The sequence below is a fragment of the Rhodococcus baikonurensis genome, from assembly GCF_040489275.1.
In the GTDB taxonomy this organism is placed as follows: Bacteria; Actinomycetota; Actinomycetes; order Mycobacteriales; family Mycobacteriaceae; genus Rhodococcus_F; species Rhodococcus_F baikonurensis.
On record NZ_JBEUOQ010000002.1, the window covers coordinates 125,049 to 148,817 of the forward strand.

Sequence of the window (23,769 nt, forward strand, 5' to 3'; positions counted from 1 at the left end):
GTCTCGGGAGGGGGTCTTCACGGTGACGTGGTTCCTTTCAGCGTCGGCGAGCCAGGATCGGCACAGAAGTGCAGGGTAGGCTTACCATACTGAAAAGCGTTGAATCGACCCGTTCAGTCGACCAGGCCGGCGCCCTGTTGTGCGCCCTTGTCTCCGCGCACAGCTGCGCGTCGTTGAATCGAGAACAGAGCGAAGCCGAGGAAGCCGACTCCGATACCCGCGTAACAGATGGGGAGGGCGTCCGACCAACGATCGCCGCTCACCGCGACCACGATCGTGGCGATCACCCACAACACGGTGCCGATGATCAGTGCCGGCGCGGGTGCGGACAATTTGCCGATCAGGCTGGTTGTGTTGCGAGTCTCCGTCACAAAATTAACGCTACCCGTACCCCGGTGGCCTACTCTCCCTAGTGCGACCGGCTTCATGTGCGCCGGCACACGGCGACCTACAGCGATGGGGAAAGAACGAACATGGCGGCACCCGGCAAGATCCTCGACACCTATTTCAAGATCAGCGAACGAGGGTCGACGATCTCGACCGAGATTCGCGGCGGTGTCGTCACCTTCGTGGCGATGGCCTACATCGTGGTCCTCAACCCTCTCATCCTCGGCAGTTTCTCGGCTGAAGACGCTGCGGCGAAGACCGACGTTCTCGGCAACATCCTTCCGGTCAACCAGGTGGCTGCGGTCACCGCTCTGGTGGCCGGCCTGATGAGCATCGTCTTCGGTGTCGTTGCCAACTATCCGTTTGCGATCGCCGCGGGTCTCGGCATCAACAGCCTGCTCGCGGTCACCATCGCACCGCAGGTCACCTGGCCCGAGGCGATGGGCCTGGTGGTCATCGACGGTGTGATCATCGTTCTGTTGGCGCTCACCGGTTTCCGGACTGCGGTGTTCAACGCGATTCCCTCGGCTTTGAAGTCCGCGATCGCGGCCGGTATCGGCATGTTCATCGCCTTCATCGGGCTCGTCGACGCCGGGTTCGTCCGCCGCATCCCCGACGCTGCCGGTACGACGGTTCCCGTCGGACTCGGAATCAACGGCTCCATCGCGTCGTGGCCGACCGTGGTGTTCATCTTCGGTGTGCTGCTCATGGGTGTTCTGGTCGTGCGCAAGGTTCGTGGTGGACTGCTGATCGGCATCGTCGTCACGACGATCCTCGCCGCGATCATCGAGGCAGTGGCCGACGTCGGACCCTCGCTCGGCACCAACCCCAAGGGCTGGAACCTCAGCATCCCCGCAATCCCGGACATGCTCGGCGGTATGCCTGATCTGAGCCTGGTCGGCGACGTCAGCATCTTCGGCGCATTCACACGCATCGGTGTTCTGGCCGCCAGCCTGTTGGTCTTCACCCTCGTACTCGCGAACTTCTTCGACGCCATGGGCACGATGACCGGCCTCGGTAAGGAAGCCGGCCTGACCGACAAGGACGGAAACCTCCCCAACGTCGGCCGCGCGCTTGTCGTCGAAGGCGCGGGCGCGATCGTCGGCGGTGGCGCTTCGGCGTCGTCGAACACCGTGTTCGTGGAATCCGCGTCGGGTATCGCCGAAGGTGCCCGCACGGGCCTGGCAAATGTCGTCACCGGACTGCTCTTCCTCGTCGCGATGTTCCTGACGCCGCTCTACTCCGTCGTGCCGATCGAGGCAGCTGCACCCGCTCTGGTCGTCGTCGGTGCGCTGATGATCGGACAGGTCCGAGACATCGATTTCACCAAGTTCTCGGTGGCTCTCCCGGCGTTCTTGACCATGATCGTCATGCCGTTCACCTACTCGATCGCCAACGGCATCGGTGTCGGCTTCATTTCATGGGTGGTCCTGCACGCTGCCAGCGGTGGTATCAAGAAGATCCACCCGTTGCTCTGGATCGTGGCGGCACTTTTTGTGGCCTACTTCACTGTCGGACCCATTACCGACGCCCTGACGTGAAATCAGGGTTGACCGGTATTCGATTACGTGAGCTACCGGTCAGCTCTTGACGTATTGTCTGACGCGTGACCACCGAAACTCGTGCGCTGGCCAGCGATCTTTCCCTGGCTGTAGTGCGTCTCACCAGGCATCTGCGCGGCCGCAGAGTCGACGCTCAGGTATCGCTGACGCAACTGTCGGCTTTGGCCAGCCTGGATCAGTACGGCCCGATGACTCCTGGCGTACTCGCAGCACGTGAGAAAGTTCAGCCGCCGTCGATGACGCGTGTTGTTGCTTCTCTCGCCGAGCTCGGTCTGGTCGAGCGCTCGCCGCATCCCACGGACGGTCGTCAGATCATCGTGAATCTCTCCGACGCCGGGCAGGCGTTGCTCGCGGACGAGACCCATGCGCGTGAGGCGTGGATGAACGAGCAGTTGGCCGGGCTGGGCGGCGAAGAACTCGCGACGCTGCGCGGGGCCGTCGAGATCATCACGGAGATGGTCAACAAGACGGAGTAGCTCCGCGACCGAGTAGTTGTTGCGTAGCTCCGCTACACAGAGGTCGTTGCCCGAACGAATTACTCGAGGGGCAAGATGGTGGGGTGCCCCGAGACCCCGATTCCGGCATGTTTGCCGCGCTCCACAACCGTAACTACCGCCTTTGGGCTTCCGGACAGATCGTTTCTCTGGTCGGCACGTGGATGCAACGTATCGCCCAGGACTGGCTGGTACTGACGCTCTCGGACGGCAACGCGCTGGCGGTGGGCATCGTCATGGCCTTGCAGTTCGGCCCGACGCTGTTCCTGTCGGTGTGGGGCGGTGTGCTGGCCGATCGGTACGACAAGCGTCGCATCCTGATCTTCACCCAGTGGGCGAGTGCGGTGTGCGCGCTGGTGTTGGGTGTTTTGGACGTCGGTGGGCTCGTCGCGTTGTGGCACGTCTTCCTGATTGCCTTTGCCCTCGGCTGTGTCTCGGCGCTCGACGCTCCGGTGCGTCAGTCGTTCACTATCGAAATGGTGGGCAAGGAACACCTGTCCAACGCCATCGCGCTCAACTCCATGACGTTCAACACGGCCCGCATCGTCGGACCGGCCATCTCGGGTGTTTTGATCAACCTGATCGGTACCGGGTGGGTGTTCCTGCTCAACGTCGCGACGTTCGGTGGGGTGCTCATCGCGCTTTACCTGATGAACAAGAAGGAGCTGATCCCGTCCGAACCGGCCCCGCGTACCAAGGGACAGGTGCGCGACGGGTTCCGATACGTGTGGGGCCGCAAGGACCTTCGCGTGATCATGGTGTCCGTCTTCATGGTCTCGACGTTCGGTTTGAACTTCGCGATCAGCCTTGCGGTGATGGCGCGCAACACGTTCGGTCTCGAGGCCGACGGTTACGGACTGCTGTCCACGACGCTTGCCGTGGGCACCCTCGCCGGCGCTGCGTATGCCGCAAGACGGAAGGAAGCGCCGCGACTGCGGACGTTCCTCGGTGCCGCCGTGGCTTTCGGTGTGTTCGAGGTCGCGGTGGGATTGATGCCCACCTACGCGTTGGTGGCGCTGATGTTGATTCCCACGGGCGCACTGACGTTGACGTTCACGACGTCCGCGATGAACATCCTGCAGATGTCGGTGCCTTCCGAGATGCGTGGGCGCGTGATGGGTATCTACATGCTCAGTTTCCTCGGTGGCACACCGCTGGGAAGTCCACTGCTGGGCTGGCTGGCCGACTCCGTGGATCCCCGTGCGCCTTTGATCGTGGGTGGAGTGATCTCGCTCGTCTCGGGCACAGCGGCCGGGGTGTACCTGCTACGTAGCGAAGGACTGAAACTTCGTCTTGCGCGACCGGAAGACGGTGGCAGATTGCCGGTTTTCGTCCTGCGTCCGGTGATCGTGTGCGACGCGACCGAACAGGCGGTCGAGGCTAGCCGCGCGCCGTGACCTTCTCGCGCTTGGGAAACACCGTGTAGCTCAGGGCGATTGCTCCCCAGATCGCGAGCACCACTGTCAGCTTGCTGATCCATCCGTCGAGCGCACCCGTACGGGCGGGGTCGTCGACGAGGAAGATGGCCGCGCCGAGAAGTCCGCACGCGATGGCCCAGGCGATCGCAGCTTTGCCGAACTCGCGCCATTCGCGCAGTGCTCGCGCGCTCCCGTACTTTGGTGGCGCCACCGGTGCCGGGCCGCCGGCGAATCGGTAGGCGAACCTGGCGTCGGCCCAGGAGATGAGGCTGTGTCCGAATGCTACGGAGAAGCCTATGTAGGCCGCAGCAAGTCCGTGGGTGAAGTTCGCCTCGCCGCCGCCCCGGAGATCGAGGGCCGTGGCGACGAGCAGCACGACGTCGACCAGGGGTGCGCAGATGAGCAGTGCGGCGCCCAGAGTCTTGCGGCGCAGCAGATAGCGGGCGGCGAGACCTGCGGCGATGAACACCCAGAACATGATTTCGCACGCGATGATGAGGTGGACGATCATGACATCAGCTCATTTCTAGTACGACTGTGTTAGTGCTTGAAAACTAGCACAGCTGTGTTAGTTTTGTGAAGTGGTGAAACGTAGCAGTCCGGATGAGCGGCGTGAAGAGATCGCCGAGGCCGTGTGGCGTGTGATCCGACGCGACGGTGTCGCAAGCGCCAGCGTCCGCGCCGTGGCCGACGAGGCACAGATGTCGACGGGGTCGCTACGTCACTTCTTCGCGACGCAGTCCGAACTCTTGCTGTTCGCGATGACGCTCGTGACCGTCCGGGTGGAGGAAAGGATTGCCGGCATCGACTTCGATCCCGACATCCGCCGCGCCATCCGTCAGTTCACCGATCAGTTCGTTCCCCTCGACGAAGACCGGCGAGAAGAAATGCAGGTCTGGGAGGCTTTTGCTGCTGCCGCTCAAACCGATTCGGCGTTGACGGCAGTGCGTGACGAGACGGATCGGACCTTGTTCGGGCACTTTCGTTCGTTCGTCGACGCAGCGTTTGAAGCGGGATTTCTACGGCCGGGTGCCTCGGTCGACATCGAGGCGATGAGATTGCATGCGCTCGCCGACGGGCTCGCGTCGCACGGCGTCGACAATCCCGAGCGAACCAATCCAGAGGTGATCAGCCAGGTGCTCGACGCGCATTTCGTCACGCTGTTGCGCTAGGTCGGGAGTAGTGGTGGGGGGCTCGGCACGATAGACCCGTGGTTCACGTCATCGACATCTCAGATCCCGCCGACCCCCGGCTGGATGACTTTCGCGATCTCAACTCCTCGGATCGGCGCCCTGACCTGCCGGAGGGCAAGGGGCTGGTCATCGCCGAGGGAGTATTCGTCACCCAGCGACTGCTGACCTCGCGGTTCGAGCCGATCAGTCTCCTCGGCGTCGAACGACGGCTCCTGGAGCTCGCTGACGATCTCGACGGTGTGGACGTGCCGTTCTACCGTACGAGCGCGGAAGTGATGGCCGAGGTCGTCGGATTTCACCTCAACCGTGGCGTCCTCGCTGCAGCAGCACGCCCGGCGCCGCTCGCAGTTTCGGACGTGTTGAAGGACGCGAAGACCGTAGTGGTCCTCGAAGGCGTCAACGATCACGAGAATCTCGGTTCGATGTTCCGCAACGCGGCGGGGCTCGGTGTCGATGCAGTTCTGTTCGGGAAGGGTTGTGCCGACCCGCTGTACCGGCGGTCGGTCCGTGTGTCGATGGGGCACGTGCTGCGAGTGCCATTCGCGCATGTGGCAAAGTGGCCACACGACTTGGATGAGCTGCGTGGCAACGGTTTTCAGCTCATCTCCTTGACTCCGAATCCGGAAGCGGTCACTTTGGCCGAAGCGATGACCGGAGAGAAGGTGGCGCTACTGCTGGGCGCCGAGGGGCCAGGTCTGACCGAACATGCGATGCGGGCCACCGACATTCGCGCCAAGATACCGATGGCGCCAGGCACCGATTCACTCAATGTCGCGACCGCAGCGGCGATGGCCTTCTACGAACGTGTCAGGACCGGCCGGTGACTTCTGACCGCACGCCCTGGTTCACCGGAATCGCGGTGTCGGTATTCGCCGCGATGCTCTCGACCAGCGCCGTCGCGGCGTTCTGCATCGCGCTCGGCGACGTGAACGTGCTCCTGGCAGTCGTCGTCAATCTCATTGCGGTAGGCGGACTTGCGCCGACCGTGTGGCGCTGGCGAGCGATTCCCGTCTGGCGATGGGTGGTCTTCGGGGCAGCGGCCGGAGTTCCGCTCGGATGGATCGCAGCGATAGCCGCATGACCGTGTGATGCCGGTTCGCGCTACTTGAACCCGAAGTACCGAGCGAGGCGGCCGCGCGGCTTGGCCACCGGTGCGTCGTGGATCGGCGGCAGGTTCTCGGGCATGGGCACCTCTGTCGGCGCCTGCTCGGGTACCGGTGCGGGAGCTGGGGGCGCAGGTTTGGGTGCCTCGCCGGGGCGATGAATCTTGAAGCCCCACAGGCGAATCTGCGTCGTGTCGAGTTCGTGCTCTCGCGGCGCGCCGGTGTATCGAAATCCCAGCCACTCGAGGTTGGCAGACTCCGCGAACTGTTGTGGGTGGAACGGAAGTGACTGCGGATCGGGCAGGATCCCGGGCGGGTAACGCAGGGGATGGTTGCCGGCCCAGAATTCCCGTTCCCAGGTCTGCGGGATCCCCAGATTTTCGACGATGTCGATCGGGATGGCACTGAACGAGCGTCGTAGCTCGCCGTCCTCCCACAGCGCAAACGAACCCTGCGCGGTTTCGGGGACGGAGCTGATCAACAGCGTCGAGCCACCCTCGGCTGAAAGGTGCCAGGACTCAGGTAGTTTCGAGGGAACGAAGGTGCTGAGTTCGGAGCTGCAGACGACACTCACTCGGCCGTACGCGCCGACGAAGACGTACCCGGGGCTCACCGTCGCGGCGATGGACAGCGGCTGAGGCCCGAGCGACTCGAACTCCTTGTCCGGGTACAGCGACATGGCGATTTTCAGCGCCTCGGTCTGATCAGGCTGTGGGTACTTGCTCAATTCGGTGCGAGCGTCTGCGCCGCCCAGAAACCAGATCGTCGATACCCGTGCAGCCACCGGCAGCCCTCTCTCCTCAGCCTCGCTCGAAAGAAGAATACTTTCCTTCGGGTCAGCGACCGCTGCTGCGGACCCCGAGGAGTACGTCGTCCCACGAGGGCAGAGCAGGCCGTCCGCGCTTGTCCTTGGTCTGCGTCTGCTGCGGAGCGGTTTTCGGGGTCACATCCGGTGCAGGCTCGGGAACCTCTTCGGCGACGACGGTTTCCGGCTCGACAGCAATCGGTTCGGGCGCCACGATCCGTTCCGCCACTACCGTCCGCTCGGGGACCACTGCGGGCTCGGGCTCGATCTCCGCCACCGGTTCGACGTCGAATCGGGACAGTTCGAGTTGTTCCGGCTCGCTCGATGCCACCGGTACCAGGCCGCGGAGCGGGCGACCGAAGTCGGGATCGATCAAGTCGAATGCCGCGTCGTCGAGCGCGACGATCGTTCCGCCGTGCGCGTCGGGCTGGTAGCGCCAGTGCGCGGCGTTGGTGGTGCGGCCGGCCTGCCACTGCAACTGGGCGACCCACTGATTGTCCTCGTCGCGCCAGGCGTCCCAGGTGGCCTCGTCGATGCTGTGGCCGCGGGCGCGGAATGCGTGAGTCACGATTTCGGAGAGGGTGGGGACCGTCGGACCGTTGTCGCGGACCGGGTGTCCGCCCTGGGCCATCTCCGCGGCGCGGGAACGCTCGAGAAGGACGGGGTACGCAAAGCGCTCGACCTTGCTGATGGGGATCTTCGCTTCTTCGGCGACCTGCTCTACGGAAGCGCCGGAACGGATGCGCGCCTGAATTTCGCGGGGACGGAGTTGGCTTTCCATTTCGATCTCAATCTGGCCGAGTCGAGCCACGTCTCCGCGGGAAGCTGCACGAAGTTTGTCATCGGCGGGAAGCCGGAATTTCTGGCCGGTTTCAGCATCTGCGCACACCACATGCGATCCATCGGGTTCAAGTCCGATCACTCGAAGCTCTCGCACATTGACCTCCTTATCGCGCCGGCTCGCGACTTTGCGCCGCGCTCAACTGTAATTCATTCGTGACCATGGACTCGGCAGGACACGCAGGGCGAGATGACCTCGGATCCGACCACCGGTGTGGTAGCTCACAAGGCCTGGCAAACGACGCTCGGCCCCCGACGTCATGTCGGGGGCCGAGCGGTGAAGCAATGCGAAAATCAGCCGAGCTGAGAAACGACCCAGTCGATGCTCTTGGTGAGAGCGGTGACGTCATCGGGATCGATAGCGGGGAACATGCCGACGCGCAGCTGGTTGCGGCCGAGCTTGCGGTACGGCTCGGTATCGACGATTCCGTTGGCGCGCAGGATCTTTGCCACCTCGGCAGCGTCGACGTCGTCGTTGAAGTCGATGGTGCCGACAACCTGCGAGCGGTGTGCCGGATCAGCGACGAACGGCGTGGCGAACTCGCTGGCCTCGGCCCAGTTGTACAGGCGCGAGGACGAATCCGCGGTGCGAGCGGTGGTCCAGTCGAGGCCGCCGTTGCTGTTCATCCATTCGATCTGGTTGGCGAAGAGCAGCAGGGTGGCCAAGGCCGGGGTGTTGTACGTCTGGTCCTTGGAGCTGTTGTCCACGGCGATGGGCAGCGAGAGGAAGTCAGGCGTCCAGCGACCCGAATCCTTGATCTCCGCGACGCGCTCGAGGGCGGCCGGGCTCATCAGTGCGATCCACAGTCCGCCGTCAGCAGCGAAGCACTTCTGCGGAGCGAAGTAGTAGACGTCGGAATCTGCGACGTTGACCGGAAGTCCACCGGCGCCCGAGGTGGCGTCGATGGCGATCAGGGCGTTCTCCGAACCCGCGGGGCGCGAGACAGGAATCGACACACCGGTGGAGGTCTCGTTGTGCGCCCAGCCGATGAGATCGACGGACGGGTCGGAGACCGGCACCGGCGCGCTGCCCGGATCGGCGGAAACGACGATCGGGTCACCGATGAACGGGTTGGCCTTGGCCACCGAAGCGAACTTGGAGCTGAATTCGCCGTTGGTCAGGTGCAGCGACTTCTCGCGGATGAGGCCGAATGCAGCCGCATCCCAGAACGCAGTGGTTCCGCCGTTACCGAGGACGACCTCGTAGCCCTCGGGCAGTGAGAACAGATCGGCGAGGCCGGACCGAATGCTGGCAACAACGTTCTTGACCGGCTTCTGGCGATGGCTGGTGCCGAACACCGAAGCGCCCACCTCGACCAGGGACTGCAGCTGCTCGGGGCGAACCTTGGAAGGACCGCAGCCGAAGCGTCCGTCGGCGGGCTTGAGGTCGGCGGGGATGATCGGTGTGGAGGTCATCGCTTCTTTCTGTTCCTTCACTTGTGTTCTGTACTACCGTGATTGGCGAATTCGAGCGGGGTACTACGCGTGGCTGATCTGGTCCCAGCCCTCGACCGACTCCGGAGTACGGGGCGCCGGGCCGGTGTAGATGGCGGCCGGGCGTACCAGTTTACCGAGACGCTTTTGCTCGAGGATGTGTGCACACCAGCCGGCGGTGCGACCACAGGTGAACATGGCCGGCATCATGTGCGCGGGAACCTCGGCGAAGTCGAGGATGACGGCGGCCCAGAACTCGACGTTGGTCTCGATCGCGCGATCGGGACGACGCTCACGCAGTTCTGCCAGTGCAGCCTGCTCGAGAGCTGCGGCTGCCTCGTAGCGAGGAGCGTTGAGGCGCTTCGCGGTGGCGCGGAGCACGCGTGCACGGGGATCTTCGGCGCGGTAGACGCGGTGTCCGAAGCCCATGAGCTTTTCCTTGCGGTCGAGGATTCCCTTGACCAGTGCGCGGGCGTCGCCGGTCTTCTCGGTCTCTTCGATCATCGGAAGAACGCGGGCCGGTGCGCCGCCGTGCAGCGGGCCGGACATCGCGCCGATGGCGCCGGAAAGCGAAGCCGCGACGTCGGCGCCGGTGGAGGCGATGACGCGGGCCGTGAAGGTGGAGGCGTTCATGCCGTGCTCGGCTGCCGAGACCCAGTACGCGTCGATTGCCTCGACGTGTGCCGGATCGGGCTCACCCTTCCAGCGCACCATGAAGCGCTCGGTGACCGTCTTGGCCTCGTCGATACGGCTCTGGGGGACTGCAGGCTGGTAGATGCCGCGAGCGGACTGCGCGACGTACGACAGTGCCATGACGGATGCGCGGGCGAGCTGGTCGCGGGCGGTCTCGTCATCGATGTCGAGGAGCGGCTGGTAACCCCAGATGGGGGCCAGCATCGCCAGTCCGGCCTGGACGTCGACTCGGACGTCGCCGGTGTGAATGGGGAGGGGGAACGGCTCGGCCGGCGGGAGGCCGGGGCCGAAGCGTCCGTCGACGAGAAGGGCCCATACGTTGCCGAAGGTGACCCTCTGGCCGACCAGGTCTTCGATGTCGACTCCGCGGTAGCGCAGTGCGCCGCCGTCCTTGTCGGGTTCTGCGATATCGCTGGTGAAGGCGACGACGCCTTCGAGTCCGCTCACAAAATCGTCCGGTATTGCTGCGCTCGCTGCCATTCTCGTGGACTCTCCTCGTTCGAGTGCGCCAGGTCTACAGTCGCACTGCCTCAGCTTCAGTGACTGCGCCTCGGTGCTCGCAGGGATGAGCACGCACCGTGTTTCGTACTGCGCAATCGTCTCGTCCCGATTCGGTGCTGTCGCTGGTGCGGCTCGCGGTCCGGGTCGGGTCTAGCCACGGCAAACTTTAGCGCGTGCCGCGTAGCCGTTGGCCAGTGAGTACCCGGGAGTAGCGTTCTCGGCTGTGTCGAATGAACGTCAGGACCCGCAGGCGGTGGACAACGAACTCGCGGCCATGCGTGTGGGCTATCCGCAAGCAGGCAGCGAATCGGAGTCCGTCGAGGACCGCATGAGTGCGGAATTGGATACTTCGGTCGTCGAGACCGGTTGGCTGCCCCTCATGCGTCAATGGCTCGTGGACGCCGTCGAAGCGGACGCTCCGGAGCCCAACGCCATGACTCTGTCGACGGTGGACGAGGGTGGCCGTCCGGCGTCGCGGACCGTGCTCTGCAAAGGGCTCAGCGAGGACGGCGTCCTCTTCTTCACCAACTACGGATCCGACAAGGCTCGTCACCTCGCCGCCCACCCGTACGCGTCGGCCAACTTCACATGGCTGACCCTTGCCAGGCAGGTGATCGTCCGCGGCACCACCGAGCGGGTGAGTGCTCAACTGACGCAAGAGTATTGGCGAACCCGGCCTCGAGGTTCGCAGCTCGGCGCATGGGCGTCGTCTCAGTCTCGCCCGATCGACTCGCGTGTCGATCTCGACGAGCAACTGCGTGAGGTCGCTGCCCGATTCGGCGTGGACGGCGAGATTCCGGTGCCACCGAACTGGGGCGGGATCCTGATCCGGCCCGAGTCCGTCGAGTTCTGGCAAGGACGCGCGAACCGCATGCACAATCGAGTTCGCACGAGCCTGGTCGACGGACAGTGGTCCGCCGTCCGTCTCCAGCCGTGAGCCGGCTACTCGCGGACACGACTCCGCTCGAGAATCGCGACTATCGACGGCTGTGGACGGCCGGCATCGTCACCGTTATCGGCGCTCAACTCAGCGTGGTCGCCGTACCGCAACAGGTGTACGAGATCACCCGAAGCTCGGCCTACGTCGGTCTGACGGGAATCTTCGGTCTGGTCCCGCTGGTCGTTTTCGGTCTGTGGGGCGGCGCACTGGCCGACGTCATGGATCGACGACGGCTGTTGATGATCACCTCGATCGGACTCGGTGTCACGTCGGTGCTGTTCTGGATCCAGGCCGCCTTGAACGTGAACAACGTGTGGTTGGTGCTCGGCCTGTTCTCGGTTCAACAGGCGTTCTTCGCGGTGAACCAGCCGACGCGAGCGGCGATCATCCCTCGGTTGATTCCGGGCAGGCAGTTGCCTGCCGCGAACTCGCTGAACATGACTGTCGTGCAGTTCGGTGCGATAGCCGGCCCGCTACTGGCTGGTGTCCTCATACCGTCGGCCGGTCTGCAACTGCTGTACCTGCTCGACTCGATCTTTCTTCTCGCCACGCTGTGGGCGGTATGGAAGCTCCCGGCGATTCCGCCGACCGGCACGTCTCGACGGGCAGGATTGAGCGAGGTCCTGGGCGGTTTCACGTATCTCGCGACGCAGAAGGTTCTGCTCGCGTCGTTCGTGGTGGACATCATCGCGATGGTGTTCGGGATGTCGCGAGCACTGTTCCCGGAGATCGCACACGAATCCTTCGGCGACCCCGCCAGCGGTGGTTTTGCGCTCGGACTGCTGTTCGCGGCGATGTCCGTGGGAGCCGTTCTGGGCGGAGTCTTCTCGGGCTGGTTGCCGCGGGTTCAGTACCAGGGGCGGGCCGTGCTGGTCTGCATCGCGCTGTGGGGGCTGTCGATGGTCGGCTTCGGCGTTGCCGTGTACTTCGCGAGCCCTGGTTCCAGTGTGATTCTGCTGTGGATCGCTGTTGCGTTCCTGGCATTCGGCGGCGCGGTCGACATGGTCTCGGCCGCATTCCGCAGCACGATGCTTCAGCAAGTGGCAACCGACGACATGCGCGGACGACTGCAGGGCGTGTTCATCGTGGTCGTGGCAGGTGGTCCGCGTATCGGTGACGTACTGCACGGCGGTGCGGCCTTCTTGTTCGGGACCGGTGTCGCGGCAGCGGGCGGCGGCTTCCTGGTGATCGTCGGTGTAGTCCTTTCTGCCCTCGCATTTCCCGCGTTCGTTCGCTACAAGGTGGGACGCGCCGTCTGACGTCCTGGTTAACCGGTCGCTCGTGGTGGAAACTGGTACGTATGACTGCGCCGCACAGCACGGGTAGGGGAGGGTTCGAGATCCGGGGTGGCGGCTATCGCGCCGAGATCGCCGCGGCCGGTGCCGGGTTGCGGCTTCTCGATCACGAGGGTCCCAACGGTCGGCGTGCGCTGACCGAGACCTGGGGACTCGGATCGAAGCCACCACTGTCGGCCGGATTGGTTCTCGCGCCGTGGCCCAACCGAATTCGCGACGGGCACTTCATGTTCGACGGGATCGAGCATCAACTCGAGATCACCGAACCTGCGCTGGGGAACGCGAGCCACGGGTTCGTCCGGCGTCGCAATTGGAGCCTTGTGGACCACACGTACGAGCGCGTCGAACTGTCGGTGGACGTGGGACTTCACAAGGGTTGGCCCTATCCGTTGCAGCTGACGATCGCCTATGAGGTCGGTGCCGACGGATTGACCGTCACTCACACGGCCACCAACAAGGGGGCGACCTCGTCGCCGTTCGGGCTCGGAATGCACACCTTCATTCGCGCCGGCGACTTTCCGCTCGACGAATGTGCTCTGCATCTGGCAGCGGGCACGCGGTTGCCGATCGATCCGGCGAGGATGCTGCCGAACGCCTATTCACAGGCAGTCGCCGGTACGGACTACGACTTCCGGACACCGAGACTGCTTGCCGGGGTTCAGTTGGACACTCCGTACAGCGCATTGGACGTCGTCGACGGCAGTGGTCGCACGCAGCACGAATTGCTCGCGCCGGATGGAACGGGCACTGCCCTGTGGACCAACCGCGAGTTCCCATGGATTCAGGCGTTCATCGCAGATCCCGCCAACGACAAGGGGTATCCCGACCGCGGCCGTGCATTGGCGTTGGAGCCGATGACCTGCCCGCCTGACGCCTTCAATTCGGGCATCGATCTACTGGTGCTCCATCCGGGGCAGACGTGGACGGGTAGCTGGGGTATCAAAGCGCTGTGATCCGGCTCTCATAGTGTGAGATCGTGTAACGCCCAGTAGGTATCGGTCGATACCAACCTGTTTTTCGTCTCGTGTGTCACTGACGCAGGAGTCGGCGAAAGGGCGGGCATTCGCCGTTGTCGCGGATCTGGGCCGAAGCCTGCAGATCAGCGCGGTCGATCGGCGATTCCGTAGACTGAATCTTCTAGTCACACAAGCGAGAAAACTCGAGCTGAAACGTGTTTCAGTTCAGGTCGGTATGTCGGGTTCCTGAGTGCCCGAAAAATAGCCGTGGGGCGACCCTCCTTCGGCACGATCTCTCCCGTGCGACTAGTTTCTAGTTGATCGCATGTAGTTACTCGTTGGTTCGAGCTTGAGAGGGATCCTTCGTGCCCGCTGACAATGACACAAAGCCCACGCTTACTTACCCCGGTGGTGAGTACACGATGTCCATTGCCAGGGCAACAGAGGGCAATGACGGCATCGAGCTGGGAAAGCTGCTGGCCACAACGGGGTACACCACCCTTGACCCCGGTTTTGTGAACACTGCATCCACCAGTTCTGCAATCACTTACATCGACGGTGAGAAGGGAATCCTGCGTTACCGCGGATACCCCATCGAGCAGTTGGCAGGTAAGTCGACGTTCATCGAGGTCAGCTACCTGCTGATCTACGGCGAACTGCCGACCGACGCCCAGCTCGAGTCCTTCACGGACCGCATCCGTCGACACACCCTGCTCCACGAGGACCTCAAGCGGTTCTTCGACGGGTTCCCGCGCAACGCTCATCCGATGCCGGTTCTCTCGTCCGCAGTGAACGCACTGTCGGCGTACTACCAGGATTCGCTCGATCCCGAGGATCCGGAGCAGGTGGAGCTGTCCACCATCCGTCTTCTCGCGAAGCTGCCGACCATCGCGGCGTACGCGTACAAGAAGTCCGTGGGTCAGCCGTTCCTGTACCCGGACAACTCCTTGAACCTGGTCGAGAACTTCATGCGTATGACGTTCGGCTTCCCGGCCGAGCCTTACCAGGGTGATCCCGAGGTCGCCAAGGCGCTCGACATGCTGCTGATCCTGCACGCCGACCACGAGCAGAACTGCTCCACGTCGACCGTGCGTATGGTCGGCTCGTCGGACGCCAACCTGTTCACCTCCGTCTCTGCTGGCATCAACGCACTGTGGGGCCCGCTGCACGGCGGCGCGAACCAGGCAGTGCTCGAGATGCTCGACGAGATCAAGGCCAGCGGTAGCACCGCGGCCGAGTTCGTCCGCAAGGTCAAGAACAAGGAAGACGGCGTGAAGCTCATGGGCTTCGGGCACCGCGTCTACCGCAACTACGATCCGCGCGCTGCGCTGGTCCGCGAAACCGCGCACACCATCCTCGCCAAGCTCGGCGGCGACGACGAACTGCTCAACATCGCAATGCAACTCGAAGAGGCCGCCCTCACGGACGACTACTTCATCGAGCGCAAGCTCTACCCGAACGTCGACTTCTACACCGGCCTCATCTACCGCGCGATGGGCTTCCCGCCGCGCATGTTCACCGTGCTGTTCGCCATGGGCCGTCTGCCAGGCTGGATTGCGCACTGGCGTGAAATGCACGAGGATCCGGCTACGAAGATCGGCCGCCCGCGCCAGATCTACACCGGCTACACCGAGCGTGACTATCGGGATATCACCACCCGCTAGCCCCTGCCCACAATTTTCGCCTCAACGAGGAGGACCCATGAGTAGCAAGCCCGTAATCGAGTTCCAGGAAGGCCCCGCGCCGACCGATCTGGTCATCAAGGACCTGGTCGTCGGAGAAGGCGCCGAAGCCGTTCCCGGTGGCACCGTCGACGTTCACTACGTCGGTGTCGAGTTCGAGTCCGGTGAAGAGTTCGACTCTTCCTGGAGCCGCGGCGAGTCCATTCAGTTCCCGCTTCGTGGCCTGATCAAGGGTTGGCAGGACGGCATTCCCGGCATGAAGGTCGGCGGACGTCGCCAGCTCACCATTCCGCCGGAGCTGGCTTACGGCCCCGCCGGTGCAGGGCACCAGCTTTCCGGCAAGACCTTGGTCTTCGTGATCGATCTGCTGGACGCCAAGTAATTCACTGTGCGCCTTTATTAACCCCCCGCGGTTAATAAAGGCGCACAGCAAAAGAGCCCCGCACCGTCAGGTGTGGGGCTTTCTTGTGTGGTCAGCTAGCGGTCTTTCGTCGGTAGAGCCAGTTCGACCACACGAATCCCGCGGCGGCGATGCCCAGGCACCACGCGAGCGCGGTGACGGCACTGTTTCCGATCGGCGTGCCCATCAGGAGTCCGCGCACTGTCTCGATGATCGGGGTCACGGGTTGGTGCCGGGCAAACCCCTGCAGCCAAGACGGCATGGTCTCGGCCGGCACGAAGGCAGTGCTGACGTAGGGCAGGAACATGATGGCGAAGGTGAATCCGCTTGCAGCCTCCGGGTTCTGGGCCAAGAGTCCCAAAGCCGTCGAGAGGTATGACATGGCAAAGACGAAGGCGACGATCACAGCGGTGACGCCGAGCCAGCGCAGCGGATCGCTTGTCGGGCGAAATCCCATGATCAGCGCAACGACGACCACGATCGCCGTAGTCAGTACGTTGCGGACGACGCTGGCCAGTACATGACCTGTCAGGACCGACGACGGAGAGATCGCCAGGGTCCGGAAACGGTCGATGATCCCGTCCTTCATGTCGCTCGAGACGCTGACCGCGGTGGTCGAGGCACCGAAACCGGCGCACAGAAGGATGATTCCGGGCACGACGTAGTCGATGTACTCGCTACCGGTGTTGATGGCGCCGCCGAATACGTAGACGAACAGCAGCATGAGCATGACCGGAAGGGCTATCGCGGTGATCATCGAATCTGGACTACGCAGAACGTGTTTGAGATTCCGGCGAAGCATCACCGCGGAATCGACTGCAATGGTGGAGGTCATCGAACGCTCGCAATCTCGGGTTGGCCTGATCCGGTGAGCGCGAAGAACACGTCGTCCAGGTCTGGGGTGTGAACAGAGAACTTTTCGACGGTGATCGACGGATCGTCGATCGAGTCGAGGATGGCTTTGATCGACGGAACCGCGCCGTCGGAGGGTATGTGCAAGGTCAAGGTCTCGGCATTCGCATGTGCCTGCGGTAGTGATGCCGCGGCGAGGTCGAGTTGGGTCAGATTCTCGAATTGCAGCGCGACGTGGCCACCGGGAACGAGACGTTTGAGCTCGTCCGGTGTTCCCTCGGCGACCAGACGCCCATCGCTGAGAACGCCTACGGTGTCGGCCAGTTCGTCCGCCTCGTCGAGGTATTGGGTGGTGAGGAAGATCGTGACACCCGACGCCGTGAGGTCACGAACTATCGACCACATTTCGTGGCGGCTTCGCGGGTCCAAGCCGGTGGTGGGTTCGTCGAGAAAGACGATGTCCGGTTTCGCGACGAGGCTCATCGCGATGTCGAGTCGTCTGAGCATGCCGCCCGAATAGTCGCCCGCTCGCTTGTCGCCGAAGTCCGTCAGGTGGAACTGGTCGAGAAGTTCGTCGGCACGTCGTCGAGACCTCCTCCGGCCCAGGTGATTCAGCTCGCCCAGGAGAGTCAGGTTCTCGGAGCCGGTCAACAGTGTGTCGACGGCCGCGTATTGCCCGGTGACGCTGATGCGTCGGCGGACGTTCTGTGGATCGCCAGGGAGCGAATGCCTCGCGACCGTGACCTCGCCGGCATCGAAGGGGATGAGGGTCGTGAGAATTCTTACGGCCGTGGTCTTTCCGGCGCCGTTCGCGCCGAGGAGGGCGTATACCGATCCGGCCGGGACGGACAGATCGAGTCCGTCCAGTACCTGTTGATCGCCGTATCGCTTACGAAGTCCGCGGACCGAGATTGCGGGGATCGTTCCTGACATCGAGACCTCCAAGGAAGAACTGTGTATGGCATAAACGAGTGTTTATAGCGTACACAGTTCTAGGATGATGGCAAGAGTGAAGAGTGGGAGCTTATGGATCGCGGAGCGCTACCGAGAGCAGTCGAGCTGGCCTGGGGACTGGACCAGCCGGGAACGCGGGGTCCCAAGAAGGGGCTCAGTCTCGAGCACATTCTCGACACCGCGATCGAGTTGGCCGACGCGGAAGGTGTGACGGCTCTGTCGATGGGCCGCGTGGCCAAAGCGCTCGGGTTCACGACGATGTCGCTCTACCGCTACGTGGCGAGCAAAGACGAACTGATCGAACTGATTTCGGATCGGGTGATCGGTCCACCGCCGGTAATTCCCGACGGAGTGTCATGGCGCGTCAAGCTCGAAGCGTGGGCGAATCACGAATACGCCACGATGCTGAGTCGGCCGTGGTGGCTCAAGCTACCCATTACCGCTCCGCCGACCGGACCCAACAACATGGCGTGGCTCGACGCGGGTCTGAGCGCGCTTGACGGTGTCGCGCTGAGCGCCGCGTCGAAGTTCCAAGTGGTGACCAACGTGTCGTTGTTCGTGATCGGTCGTGCCCGATTCTCGGCCGACCTTGCGTCGCGATCGGCACAGTCGGCAGACGACGACGTGGCTTACGGCGCCCTCATCGCACGAGTGATCAATCGCGAGGACTTTCCCTACCTCAGCGCTGCAATTGACGAGGGCGGCTTCGAGGACGGCAGTCCGGAGGGCGAGGCCGCCGGCGACGACGCTTTCGATTTCGGTTTCTCGCTCGGCCTGCTGCTCGACGGAATCGAGAAGTTGGTGCAGCGGTCAGGACACCAGCGCGGTGGCACTGACGTCGTCGATGATCAGGTCGGTGATCAACCCACCCCGTAGGGCTCCCTCCAACGCGGGCAGTTTTGCTGTTCCGGCGACGATGCACACGCGCCTGGCGACCTTCTCGAAAAGGTCCAGTCGCGGGCCGCTCGCGCGCTCGTTGAGTTCGATTCCGCGGTAGCTCCCGTCCGACCGGAAGAACACGGTTGCGATGTCCCCGACCACTCCGTCGCGTCGAAGTGCCTCTGCTTCATCGGGTTCGAGGTAGCCGGCGGTGTAGACGTGACTCGGCACATTGCCACCCGGGACGCCGATACTGAAGACTGCCAGATCCATTCGCTTCTGCATGTCCAGTACGCGTTTGATGCTGCGTTCGCGCCACAGCTGCTCCCGGGTTTCCGGGTAGTCGAAGAAGGCGGGCACCGGAAATCCTTGTGGCAGAGCACCGTAGGCGTCGGCGATCGTTCTGATGATGTCGCTGGCATAGGAGATTCCCGTGGTACGAGTATTCGCGGCGCCGTTGAGTTGGACGACGTACGAGTTGTACGTGCGTTTGGGGGCAAGGTGCTTGCTGACTTCGCTGAGAGTGGTTCCCCAGGCGATCCCCATCACCATGTCGCTGTCGAAGAACGATGCCAACAGGCGCCCGGCGAAAGTCGCGACCTTCTCGAGTCGCTCGAGATCTCCCACCAGTTCCGGGACGGTCACCACGTGGGCGCGCACTCCGTACCTTTCCGAGAACTCGCGTTCGATGCGTGGAGCCTGGCCGTGCGGGGTGCTGATCTTGATCTCGACGAGACCTGAGGTGCGTGCGTAGGTGATCAATCGGGAGACGGTGGATCGGGACACTCCCATGTCGCGGCCGATGGCAGCCATCGTCTGATCTTGGAAGTAGTAGAGACGCGCGGCCTGAACTGCGTCGGAGATGCGCGGGTCCGCCGGATCGGAGGTAACGGAGTCGGAAGTGGGAGTTTCCATGGGTTCGTCCTGTCTGCACGTACGTGCAAGAGCACTGAACCGAATCTTATCCGAGTAGAACCAGGTTGAGGCGCTCGATCACGCAAAGTCCCAGAAGTCTGTCTGTTACCCGCGTTACGGTGCGCAAATGAGGCATTTGCACATATGTGCACGAGCTATGCGTGAATGTGCAAAGGGAATTACGCTACGGGTGCAGCAATCCAAACTATGACATGCATCACAACGAAGTGAGGGTGGGGATGGAGAAAGCCAAGCGATTAGGGCTCCCAGGCGAGTTGGCAGCCGAGTTCGCCGGAACGATGATCCTGATCTTGTTCGGCGTCGGAGTTGTAGCGCAGGTTGTGTCCGGCGGGAGCGGTGGGGGTCTCGGCGGACACGACAGTATCGCGTGGGCCTGGGGACTCGGCGTCATGTTCGGCATCTATGTCGCAGGCCGGGCGACGGGTGCTCATCTGAACCCCGCAGTGACCTTTGCCTTCGCGATCTTCCGTGACTTCTCCTGGCGCAAGGTATTGCCGTACACGCTGGCACAGACCGCTGGAGCCTTTGTCGCGGCCCTGATCGTCCGGTGGAATTACAACGACATGCTCAATGCCATCGATCCCGGACACACCACGGCGACTCAGACGATCTTCTCGACGATGCCCGGAAACGGAACGCTCCCGGTCAGCCTCGGCTCGGCACTGATCGATCAGATCATCGGCACGGCGATCCTGCTGTTCCTCATCGTTGCCGTGACGGATTCTCGCGGCACTCCGCCGCTCGCGAATCTCGCACCGTTTGTCGTCGGACTGATCGTGGTGGGAATCGGATTCGCCTGGGCGACCAACGCGGGTTACGCCATCAATCCGGCCCGTGACTTCGGTCCGCGACTGGCGTCGTATCTCACCGGCTACGGCAGCGCCTGGCGGGATCAGTACGGGAGTTTGTATTTCTGGGTGCCCATCGTGGGACCGCTGATCGGCGCTCCGATCGGGGTGTTCCTCTACGACAAGCTGGTAGGACGATTCCTGCCTGACGACTCGGTGGAGAAGGCGCCCGAGGAACAGGCCACTATCGCGGCGTGATGGCGAATCATCATCTCTGACAGTAAATCTCTCGCACTTTCTTCGACACCAAAAGGGGTAGCACGATGGCGCAATTCGTAGCCGCGATAGACCAGGGAACCACCTCCACTCGATGCATGATCTTCGATCACAGTGGGCACGTAGTTGCCGTCGAACAGCATGAGCACTCGCAGATCTTCCCGCAAGCGGGTTGGGTCGAACACGATCCGATCGAGATCTGGGACAACGTCCGCAACGTCACGGCCGGCGCGCTGGCGAATGCCGACCTGACCGCAGCCGACATCGCGTCCGTCGGAATCACCAATCAGCGTGAGACGGCGGTGGTCTGGGAGCGCGCTACGGGGAAGCCCGTTTACAACGCGATCGTCTGGCAGGACACACGCACCGATCGAATCTGTACTGCACTCGCCGGCGAGGACGGGCCGAAGAAGTACACCGAAGTCACCGGATTGCCGTTGGCGACGTACTTCTCGGGTCCCAAGGTCAAATGGATTCTCGACAACGTCGAGGGCGCTCGCGACAAAGCCGAAGCTGGCGAGTTGTGCTTCGGCACGATGGATACCTGGGTGTTGTGGAACATGACCGGCGGTGTCCAAGGCGGAGTGCATGCCACCGATCCGACCAACGCCTCACGTACTCTGCTGATGGATCTCGACACTCTCGCTTGGGATTCGGCGATCTGCGCCGACATGGGGATTCCGGAGTCCATGCTTCCCGAGATTCGCAGCTCCTCCGAGGTCTTCGGATTCGTTCGTGAACGTGGCACCCTGTCCGGCGTACCGATCGCCGGAATCCTCGGCGATCAGCAGGCGGCAACCTTCGGCCAGGCCTGCCTCTCTCCAGGCGAAGCGAAGAACACCTACGGAACCGGCAACTTCGTCCTGCTCAACACCGGCACCGAGAAGGTGATGAGCAAGAACGGATTGTTGACGACCGTCTGTTACAAGATCGGCGAACAGCCAACGGTGTACGCGTTGGAAGGATCGATCGCCGTGACCGGTTCGCTGGTCCAGTGGCTTCGGGACAACCTCGGCATGATCGACAACGCGGCCGACATCGAGGTGAACGCACGCTCCGTGGAGGACAACGGCGGCGCGTACTTCGTGCCCGCGTTCTCGGGTCTGTTCGCACCGCACTGGCGCGCGGATGCACGCGGGGCGATCGTCGGTCTGACCCGGTTCGTGAACAAGGGGCACCTTGCCCGGGCGGTGCTCGAAGCCACTGCGTACCAGAGCCGTGAGGTGATCGAGGCGATGAACCTCGACTCGGGTGTCGACCTGAAAGTACTCAAGGTCGACGGCGGAATGGTAGCGAACGAACTCCTCATGCAGTTCCAGGCCGATCTGCTCGACGTCGAGGTGATCCGCCCTGTCGTGGCCGAGACCACGGCTTTGGGTGCTGCGTATGCCGCTGGTCTGGCCGTGGGGTACTGGGAGAGCGAGGACGACATCCGCAGCAACTGGGCGAAGGACAAGAGCTGGACGCCGTCGATGGATTCGACCGAGCGCGAGCGGTTGTACGCCGGCTGGCAGAAAGCGGTCACTCGAACACTCGACTGGGTCGACGCAGACTGATCGCGGCGCCCGCATTTCTACCTATTTTCAAGTGAAGGAACAGTTTTCATGAGCACAGCACAAGCATTGAGTCCGTCTTCGCGGGCGGAGTCGCTGAAGAAGTTGGAAGAAACCGAACTCGACGTCCTGGTCATCGGCGGTGGCGTGGTCGGCGCGGGTAGCGCACTCGACGCCGCAACTCGCGGTCTGAAGGTGGGCTTGGTGGAGGCTCGCGATTTCGCGTCCGGAACCTCGAGCAGGTCGAGCAAGTTGTTCCACGGTGGACTTCGTTACCTCGAGCAGTTCAATTTTGCGCTCGTTTTCGAGGCACTGCGTGAGCGGTCGCTGGTTCTGAACTCGCTGTGCCCGCATCTCGCGAAGCCGGTGCCGTTCATCTACCCGCTCGAGAAGTTGATCGACCGACCGTACGTCGGTCTGGGCATCGGCGTCTACGACGTGATGGGCGCCGGCCGCGGGGTTCCCTCACACCACAAGCATGTGGGCAAGAAGAAGACACTCGAATCGTTCCCGTCCGGAAAGCGTTCTGCTATCCGGGGTTCGGTCAAGTTCTACGAGGGTCAGGTAGATGACGCCCGCCACACGATGATGCTGGCGCGCACGGCCGCCGAGTACGGCGCGCTGTGCGTCAACAGCACCCGCGTAATCGGCTTTCTCCGCGAGGAGGACCGCGTCGTCGGAGTGAAGGCAGTGGATCTGGAAACGGGGCGTGCCTTCGAGATCCGTGCTCGCCAGGTCATCAACGCCGCCGGGGTCTGGACCGACGAGATCCAGGAAATGGTCGGTGGGCGAGGGCAATTCCAGGTTCGCGCTTCGAAAGGTGTGCACCTGGTCGTCCCGCGAAACCGCATCAACTCCTCTACCGGAATCATCACGCGGACCGAGAAGAGTCTGCTGTTCGTGATCCCGTGGGGAAGCCACTGGATCATCGGTACGACGGACACCGACTGGAACCTCGACCTCGCGCATCCGGCAGCGAGCCGAAGCGATATCGACTACATCCTCGGACATGTCAACAAGCTGCTCCAGGACGAGTTGACGCACGAGGACGTTGTCGGTGTGTACGCGGGACTGCGTCCGTTGTTGTTCGGCGAATCGGACTCGACCAGCACTCTCTCGCGTGAGCACGCGGTGTCGAGTCCGGTTCGAGGGTTGACGGTGGTCGCCGGTGGCAAGTACACGACCTACCGCGTGATGGCCAAGGACGCAGTCGATTCCGCGGTACACGGACTCGAACAGAAGGTGCCGAAGTCCTGCACCGAGCGTATCCAGCTGGTGGGTGCCGATGGCTATTTTGCCGCACACAACAATCGGCATCTCACCGCTGAGCGCACCGGGCTCCACGTTTCGACCATCGAGCACCTACTCGGGCGGTACGGCACTTTGGCTGACGAGTTGTTCGAACTCATCGAGGCGAGGCCTGAACTGGGGCAGCCGTTGGACTCCGCCACTGAGTACCTCAAGGCGGAGATTCACTACGCCGCGAGCCACGAGGGTGCTCAGCATCTCGACGACATCCTCACCCGTCGTACCCGCATCTCCATCGAGGTGAACGACCGCGGCGACGCCGCAGCCGCGGAAGTAGCCGAACTGGTTGCACCGGTGCTGGGTTGGACTCCCGAGCACATCGCGGAGGAGATCGAGCACTACCGGTTGCGTGTGGCCGCCGAGCGGGAATCGCAGGAGCAACCCGACGACCTGACGGCTGATGCGGCACGCCTGGGTGCGCCGGACGTCCGCACCGGAGTCACTGTCGGACAGGTTTGAGTCCGAGACACCACTGATCGGCCGGGACGCTGCGTCCCGGCCGATCGGCCGAACTGCCTCG

The 23,769-nt window shown here is 63.1% G+C and carries 24 protein-coding genes; 15 read left to right on the forward strand and 9 right to left on the reverse strand.

Going from position 1 to position 23,769, the window contains the following annotated elements; genetic code table 11:
* Nucleotides 1-113: 113 nt before the first annotated feature.
* Nucleotides 114-371: a DUF2530 domain-containing protein gene (locus ABWI03_RS04745; protein ID WP_095968836.1), complete on the reverse strand. Its 258-nt coding sequence runs from the start codon at nt 369-371 to the stop codon at nt 114-116.
* Between the two features lie 102 nt (nt 372-473).
* Between ABWI03_RS04745 and ABWI03_RS04750 the strand changes: the two genes are divergently transcribed.
* From ABWI03_RS04750 to ABWI03_RS04760, 3 genes are all read left to right on the forward strand, one after another.
* Complete coding sequence (locus ABWI03_RS04750) at nt 474-1,928, forward strand: NCS2 family permease (protein ID WP_095968837.1); 1,455 nt, start codon at nt 474-476, stop codon at nt 1,926-1,928.
* 65 nt (nt 1,929-1,993) lie between these two features.
* Entirely contained in the window at nt 1,994-2,425 is a 432-nt protein-coding gene (locus ABWI03_RS04755) for a MarR family winged helix-turn-helix transcriptional regulator (protein WP_003939901.1), read from the forward strand.
* A 107-nt stretch (nt 2,426-2,532) separates the two neighbouring features.
* On the forward strand, nt 2,533-3,840 hold the full coding sequence (locus ABWI03_RS04760) for an MFS transporter (RefSeq protein ID WP_095968888.1): 1,308 nt from the start codon (nt 2,533-2,535) through the stop codon (nt 3,838-3,840).
* Here ABWI03_RS04760 and ABWI03_RS04765 read toward each other — a convergent pair.
* Complete coding sequence (locus tag ABWI03_RS04765) at nt 3,824-4,372, reverse strand: hypothetical protein (RefSeq protein WP_124567571.1); 549 nt, start codon at nt 4,370-4,372, stop codon at nt 3,824-3,826. The two genes, ABWI03_RS04760 and ABWI03_RS04765, sit on opposite strands and share 17 nt — an antisense overlap.
* 70 nt (nt 4,373-4,442) lie before the next feature.
* Here ABWI03_RS04765 and ABWI03_RS04770 point away from each other — a divergent pair, with 70 nt between their 5' ends.
* From ABWI03_RS04770 to ABWI03_RS04780, 3 genes are read left to right on the forward strand one after another with little or no spacing between them, the layout of a single operon-like run.
* Complete coding sequence (locus tag ABWI03_RS04770; RefSeq protein ID WP_253252768.1) at nt 4,443-5,033, forward strand: TetR/AcrR family transcriptional regulator; 591 nt, start codon at nt 4,443-4,445, stop codon at nt 5,031-5,033.
* 38 nt (nt 5,034-5,071) lie between these two features.
* Entirely contained in the window at nt 5,072-5,878 is an 807-nt protein-coding gene (locus tag ABWI03_RS04775) for a TrmH family RNA methyltransferase (protein WP_003939731.1), read from the forward strand.
* Nucleotides 5,875-6,135, forward strand: a complete 261-nt coding sequence (locus ABWI03_RS04780; RefSeq protein ID WP_095968839.1) for a DUF2537 domain-containing protein — start codon at nt 5,875-5,877, stop codon at nt 6,133-6,135. The genes ABWI03_RS04775 and ABWI03_RS04780 overlap by 4 nt, the downstream gene beginning before the upstream one ends.
* A 20-nt stretch (nt 6,136-6,155) precedes the next feature.
* Here the strand turns inward: ABWI03_RS04780 and ABWI03_RS04785 are convergent, their stop codons facing one another.
* From ABWI03_RS04785 to ABWI03_RS04800, 4 genes are all read right to left on the reverse strand, one after another.
* Nucleotides 6,156-6,941: a DUF6928 family protein gene (locus tag ABWI03_RS04785; protein WP_298777327.1), complete on the reverse strand. Its 786-nt coding sequence runs from the start codon at nt 6,939-6,941 to the stop codon at nt 6,156-6,158.
* Nucleotides 6,942-6,993: 52 nt separating this feature from the next.
* A complete protein-coding gene (gene sepH / locus ABWI03_RS04790) occupies nt 6,994-7,899 on the reverse strand; it encodes a septation protein SepH (RefSeq protein WP_200316400.1) in 906 nt (301 codons plus the stop codon).
* A 197-nt stretch (nt 7,900-8,096) separates the two neighbouring features.
* Entirely contained in the window at nt 8,097-9,218 is a 1,122-nt protein-coding gene (serC, locus tag ABWI03_RS04795) for a phosphoserine transaminase (RefSeq protein ID WP_007733484.1), read from the reverse strand.
* 63 nt (nt 9,219-9,281) lie between these two features.
* A complete protein-coding gene (locus ABWI03_RS04800) occupies nt 9,282-10,409 on the reverse strand; it encodes a citrate synthase 2 (protein ID WP_003940025.1) in 1,128 nt (375 codons plus the stop codon).
* Between the two features lie 244 nt (nt 10,410-10,653).
* Here ABWI03_RS04800 and pdxH point away from each other — a divergent pair, with 244 nt between their 5' ends.
* The 5 genes from pdxH to ABWI03_RS04825 all read left to right on the forward strand — a co-directional run bounded on the left by pdxH (nt 10,654) and on the right by ABWI03_RS04825 (nt 15,685).
* Entirely contained in the window at nt 10,654-11,367 is a 714-nt protein-coding gene (gene pdxH, locus ABWI03_RS04805) for a pyridoxamine 5'-phosphate oxidase (RefSeq protein ID WP_298777328.1), read from the forward strand.
* Nucleotides 11,364-12,629: an MFS transporter gene (locus tag ABWI03_RS04810; RefSeq protein WP_095971281.1), complete on the forward strand. Its 1,266-nt coding sequence runs from the start codon at nt 11,364-11,366 to the stop codon at nt 12,627-12,629. Before pdxH ends, ABWI03_RS04810 begins: the two co-directional genes overlap by 4 nt.
* 41 nt (nt 12,630-12,670) lie before the next feature.
* A complete protein-coding gene (locus ABWI03_RS04815) occupies nt 12,671-13,618 on the forward strand; it encodes an aldose 1-epimerase family protein (protein ID WP_298777329.1) in 948 nt (315 codons plus the stop codon).
* Between the two features lie 368 nt (nt 13,619-13,986).
* Nucleotides 13,987-15,285 carry a citrate synthase gene (locus ABWI03_RS04820; protein ID WP_020908786.1) on the forward strand — a complete coding sequence of 433 codons (1,299 nt, stop codon included), beginning with the start codon at nt 13,987-13,989 and terminating at the stop codon, nt 15,283-15,285.
* Nucleotides 15,286-15,322: 37 nt separating this feature from the next.
* Nucleotides 15,323-15,685 carry an FKBP-type peptidyl-prolyl cis-trans isomerase gene (locus tag ABWI03_RS04825; RefSeq protein WP_003940440.1) on the forward strand — a complete coding sequence of 121 codons (363 nt, stop codon included), beginning with the start codon at nt 15,323-15,325 and terminating at the stop codon, nt 15,683-15,685.
* A 91-nt stretch (nt 15,686-15,776) separates the two neighbouring features.
* On the opposite strand, the gene ABWI03_RS04830 is transcribed toward ABWI03_RS04825, so the two are convergent.
* Both ABWI03_RS04830 and ABWI03_RS04835 read right to left on the reverse strand, forming a co-directional pair.
* A complete protein-coding gene (locus tag ABWI03_RS04830; protein WP_298777330.1) occupies nt 15,777-16,538 on the reverse strand; it encodes an ABC transporter permease in 762 nt (253 codons plus the stop codon).
* Nucleotides 16,535-17,488: an ATP-binding cassette domain-containing protein gene (locus ABWI03_RS04835; RefSeq protein ID WP_298777331.1), complete on the reverse strand. Its 954-nt coding sequence runs from the start codon at nt 17,486-17,488 to the stop codon at nt 16,535-16,537. The genes ABWI03_RS04830 and ABWI03_RS04835 overlap by 4 nt, the downstream gene beginning before the upstream one ends.
* Nucleotides 17,489-17,581: 93 nt before the next feature.
* On the opposite strand from ABWI03_RS04835, the gene ABWI03_RS04840 reads away from it, so the two are divergent.
* The gene (locus ABWI03_RS04840; RefSeq protein ID WP_235170110.1) at nt 17,582-18,385 is read left to right on the forward strand and encodes a TetR/AcrR family transcriptional regulator; all 804 of its coding nucleotides are present in this window, start codon (nt 17,582-17,584) and stop codon (nt 18,383-18,385) included.
* On the opposite strand, the gene ABWI03_RS04845 is transcribed toward ABWI03_RS04840, so the two are convergent.
* On the reverse strand, nt 18,320-19,303 hold the full coding sequence (locus ABWI03_RS04845; RefSeq protein ID WP_095971275.1) for a sugar-binding transcriptional regulator: 984 nt from the start codon (nt 19,301-19,303) through the stop codon (nt 18,320-18,322). The two genes, ABWI03_RS04840 and ABWI03_RS04845, sit on opposite strands and share 66 nt — an antisense overlap.
* A gap of 239 nt (nt 19,304-19,542) precedes the next feature.
* On the opposite strand from ABWI03_RS04845, the gene ABWI03_RS04850 reads away from it, so the two are divergent.
* The 3 genes from ABWI03_RS04850 (at nt 19,543) to ABWI03_RS04860 (ending at nt 23,708) form a co-directional block, all read left to right on the forward strand.
* Complete coding sequence (locus ABWI03_RS04850) at nt 19,543-20,370, forward strand: MIP/aquaporin family protein (RefSeq protein ID WP_124567820.1); 828 nt, start codon at nt 19,543-19,545, stop codon at nt 20,368-20,370.
* A gap of 65 nt (nt 20,371-20,435) precedes the next feature.
* Complete coding sequence (gene glpK / locus ABWI03_RS04855) at nt 20,436-21,944, forward strand: glycerol kinase GlpK (RefSeq protein ID WP_200316396.1); 1,509 nt, start codon at nt 20,436-20,438, stop codon at nt 21,942-21,944.
* Between the two features lie 48 nt (nt 21,945-21,992).
* The gene (locus ABWI03_RS04860; RefSeq protein WP_298777332.1) at nt 21,993-23,708 is read left to right on the forward strand and encodes a glycerol-3-phosphate dehydrogenase/oxidase; all 1,716 of its coding nucleotides are present in this window, start codon (nt 21,993-21,995) and stop codon (nt 23,706-23,708) included.
* Nucleotides 23,709-23,769 lie beyond the last annotated feature (61 nt).

Bases quoted from the DNA above. Each gene is read 5' to 3' on its own strand.
- ABWI03_RS04750 (WP_095968837.1), top strand. From the start codon at position 474: ATGGCGGCACCCGGCAAGATCCTCGACACCTATTTCAAGATCAGCGAA.
- ABWI03_RS04760 (WP_095968888.1), top strand. From the start codon at position 2,533: ATGTTTGCCGCGCTCCACAACCGTAACTACCGCCTTTGGGCTTCCGGA.
- ABWI03_RS04765 (WP_124567571.1), bottom strand. From the start codon at position 4,372: ATGATCGTCCACCTCATCATCGCGTGCGAAATCATGTTCTGGGTGTTC.
- serC (WP_007733484.1), bottom strand. From the start codon at position 9,218: ATGACCTCCACACCGATCATCCCCGCCGACCTCAAGCCCGCCGACGGA.
- ABWI03_RS04800 (WP_003940025.1), bottom strand. From the start codon at position 10,409: ATGGCAGCGAGCGCAGCAATACCGGACGATTTTGTGAGCGGACTCGAA.
- ABWI03_RS04815 (WP_298777329.1), top strand. From the start codon at position 12,671: ATGACTGCGCCGCACAGCACGGGTAGGGGAGGGTTCGAGATCCGGGGT.
- ABWI03_RS04825 (WP_003940440.1), top strand. From the start codon at position 15,323: ATGAGTAGCAAGCCCGTAATCGAGTTCCAGGAAGGCCCCGCGCCGACC.
- ABWI03_RS04830 (WP_298777330.1), bottom strand. From the start codon at position 16,538: ATGACCTCCACCATTGCAGTCGATTCCGCGGTGATGCTTCGCCGGAAT.
- ABWI03_RS04835 (WP_298777331.1), bottom strand. From the start codon at position 17,488: ATGTCAGGAACGATCCCCGCAATCTCGGTCCGCGGACTTCGTAAGCGA.
- ABWI03_RS04840 (WP_235170110.1), top strand. From the start codon at position 17,582: ATGGATCGCGGAGCGCTACCGAGAGCAGTCGAGCTGGCCTGGGGACTG.
- ABWI03_RS04845 (WP_095971275.1), bottom strand. From the start codon at position 19,303: ATGGAAACTCCCACTTCCGACTCCGTTACCTCCGATCCGGCGGACCCG.
- ABWI03_RS04850 (WP_124567820.1), top strand. From the start codon at position 19,543: ATGGAGAAAGCCAAGCGATTAGGGCTCCCAGGCGAGTTGGCAGCCGAG.
- glpK (WP_200316396.1), top strand. From the start codon at position 20,436: ATGGCGCAATTCGTAGCCGCGATAGACCAGGGAACCACCTCCACTCGA.
- ABWI03_RS04860 (WP_298777332.1), top strand. From the start codon at position 21,993: ATGAGCACAGCACAAGCATTGAGTCCGTCTTCGCGGGCGGAGTCGCTG.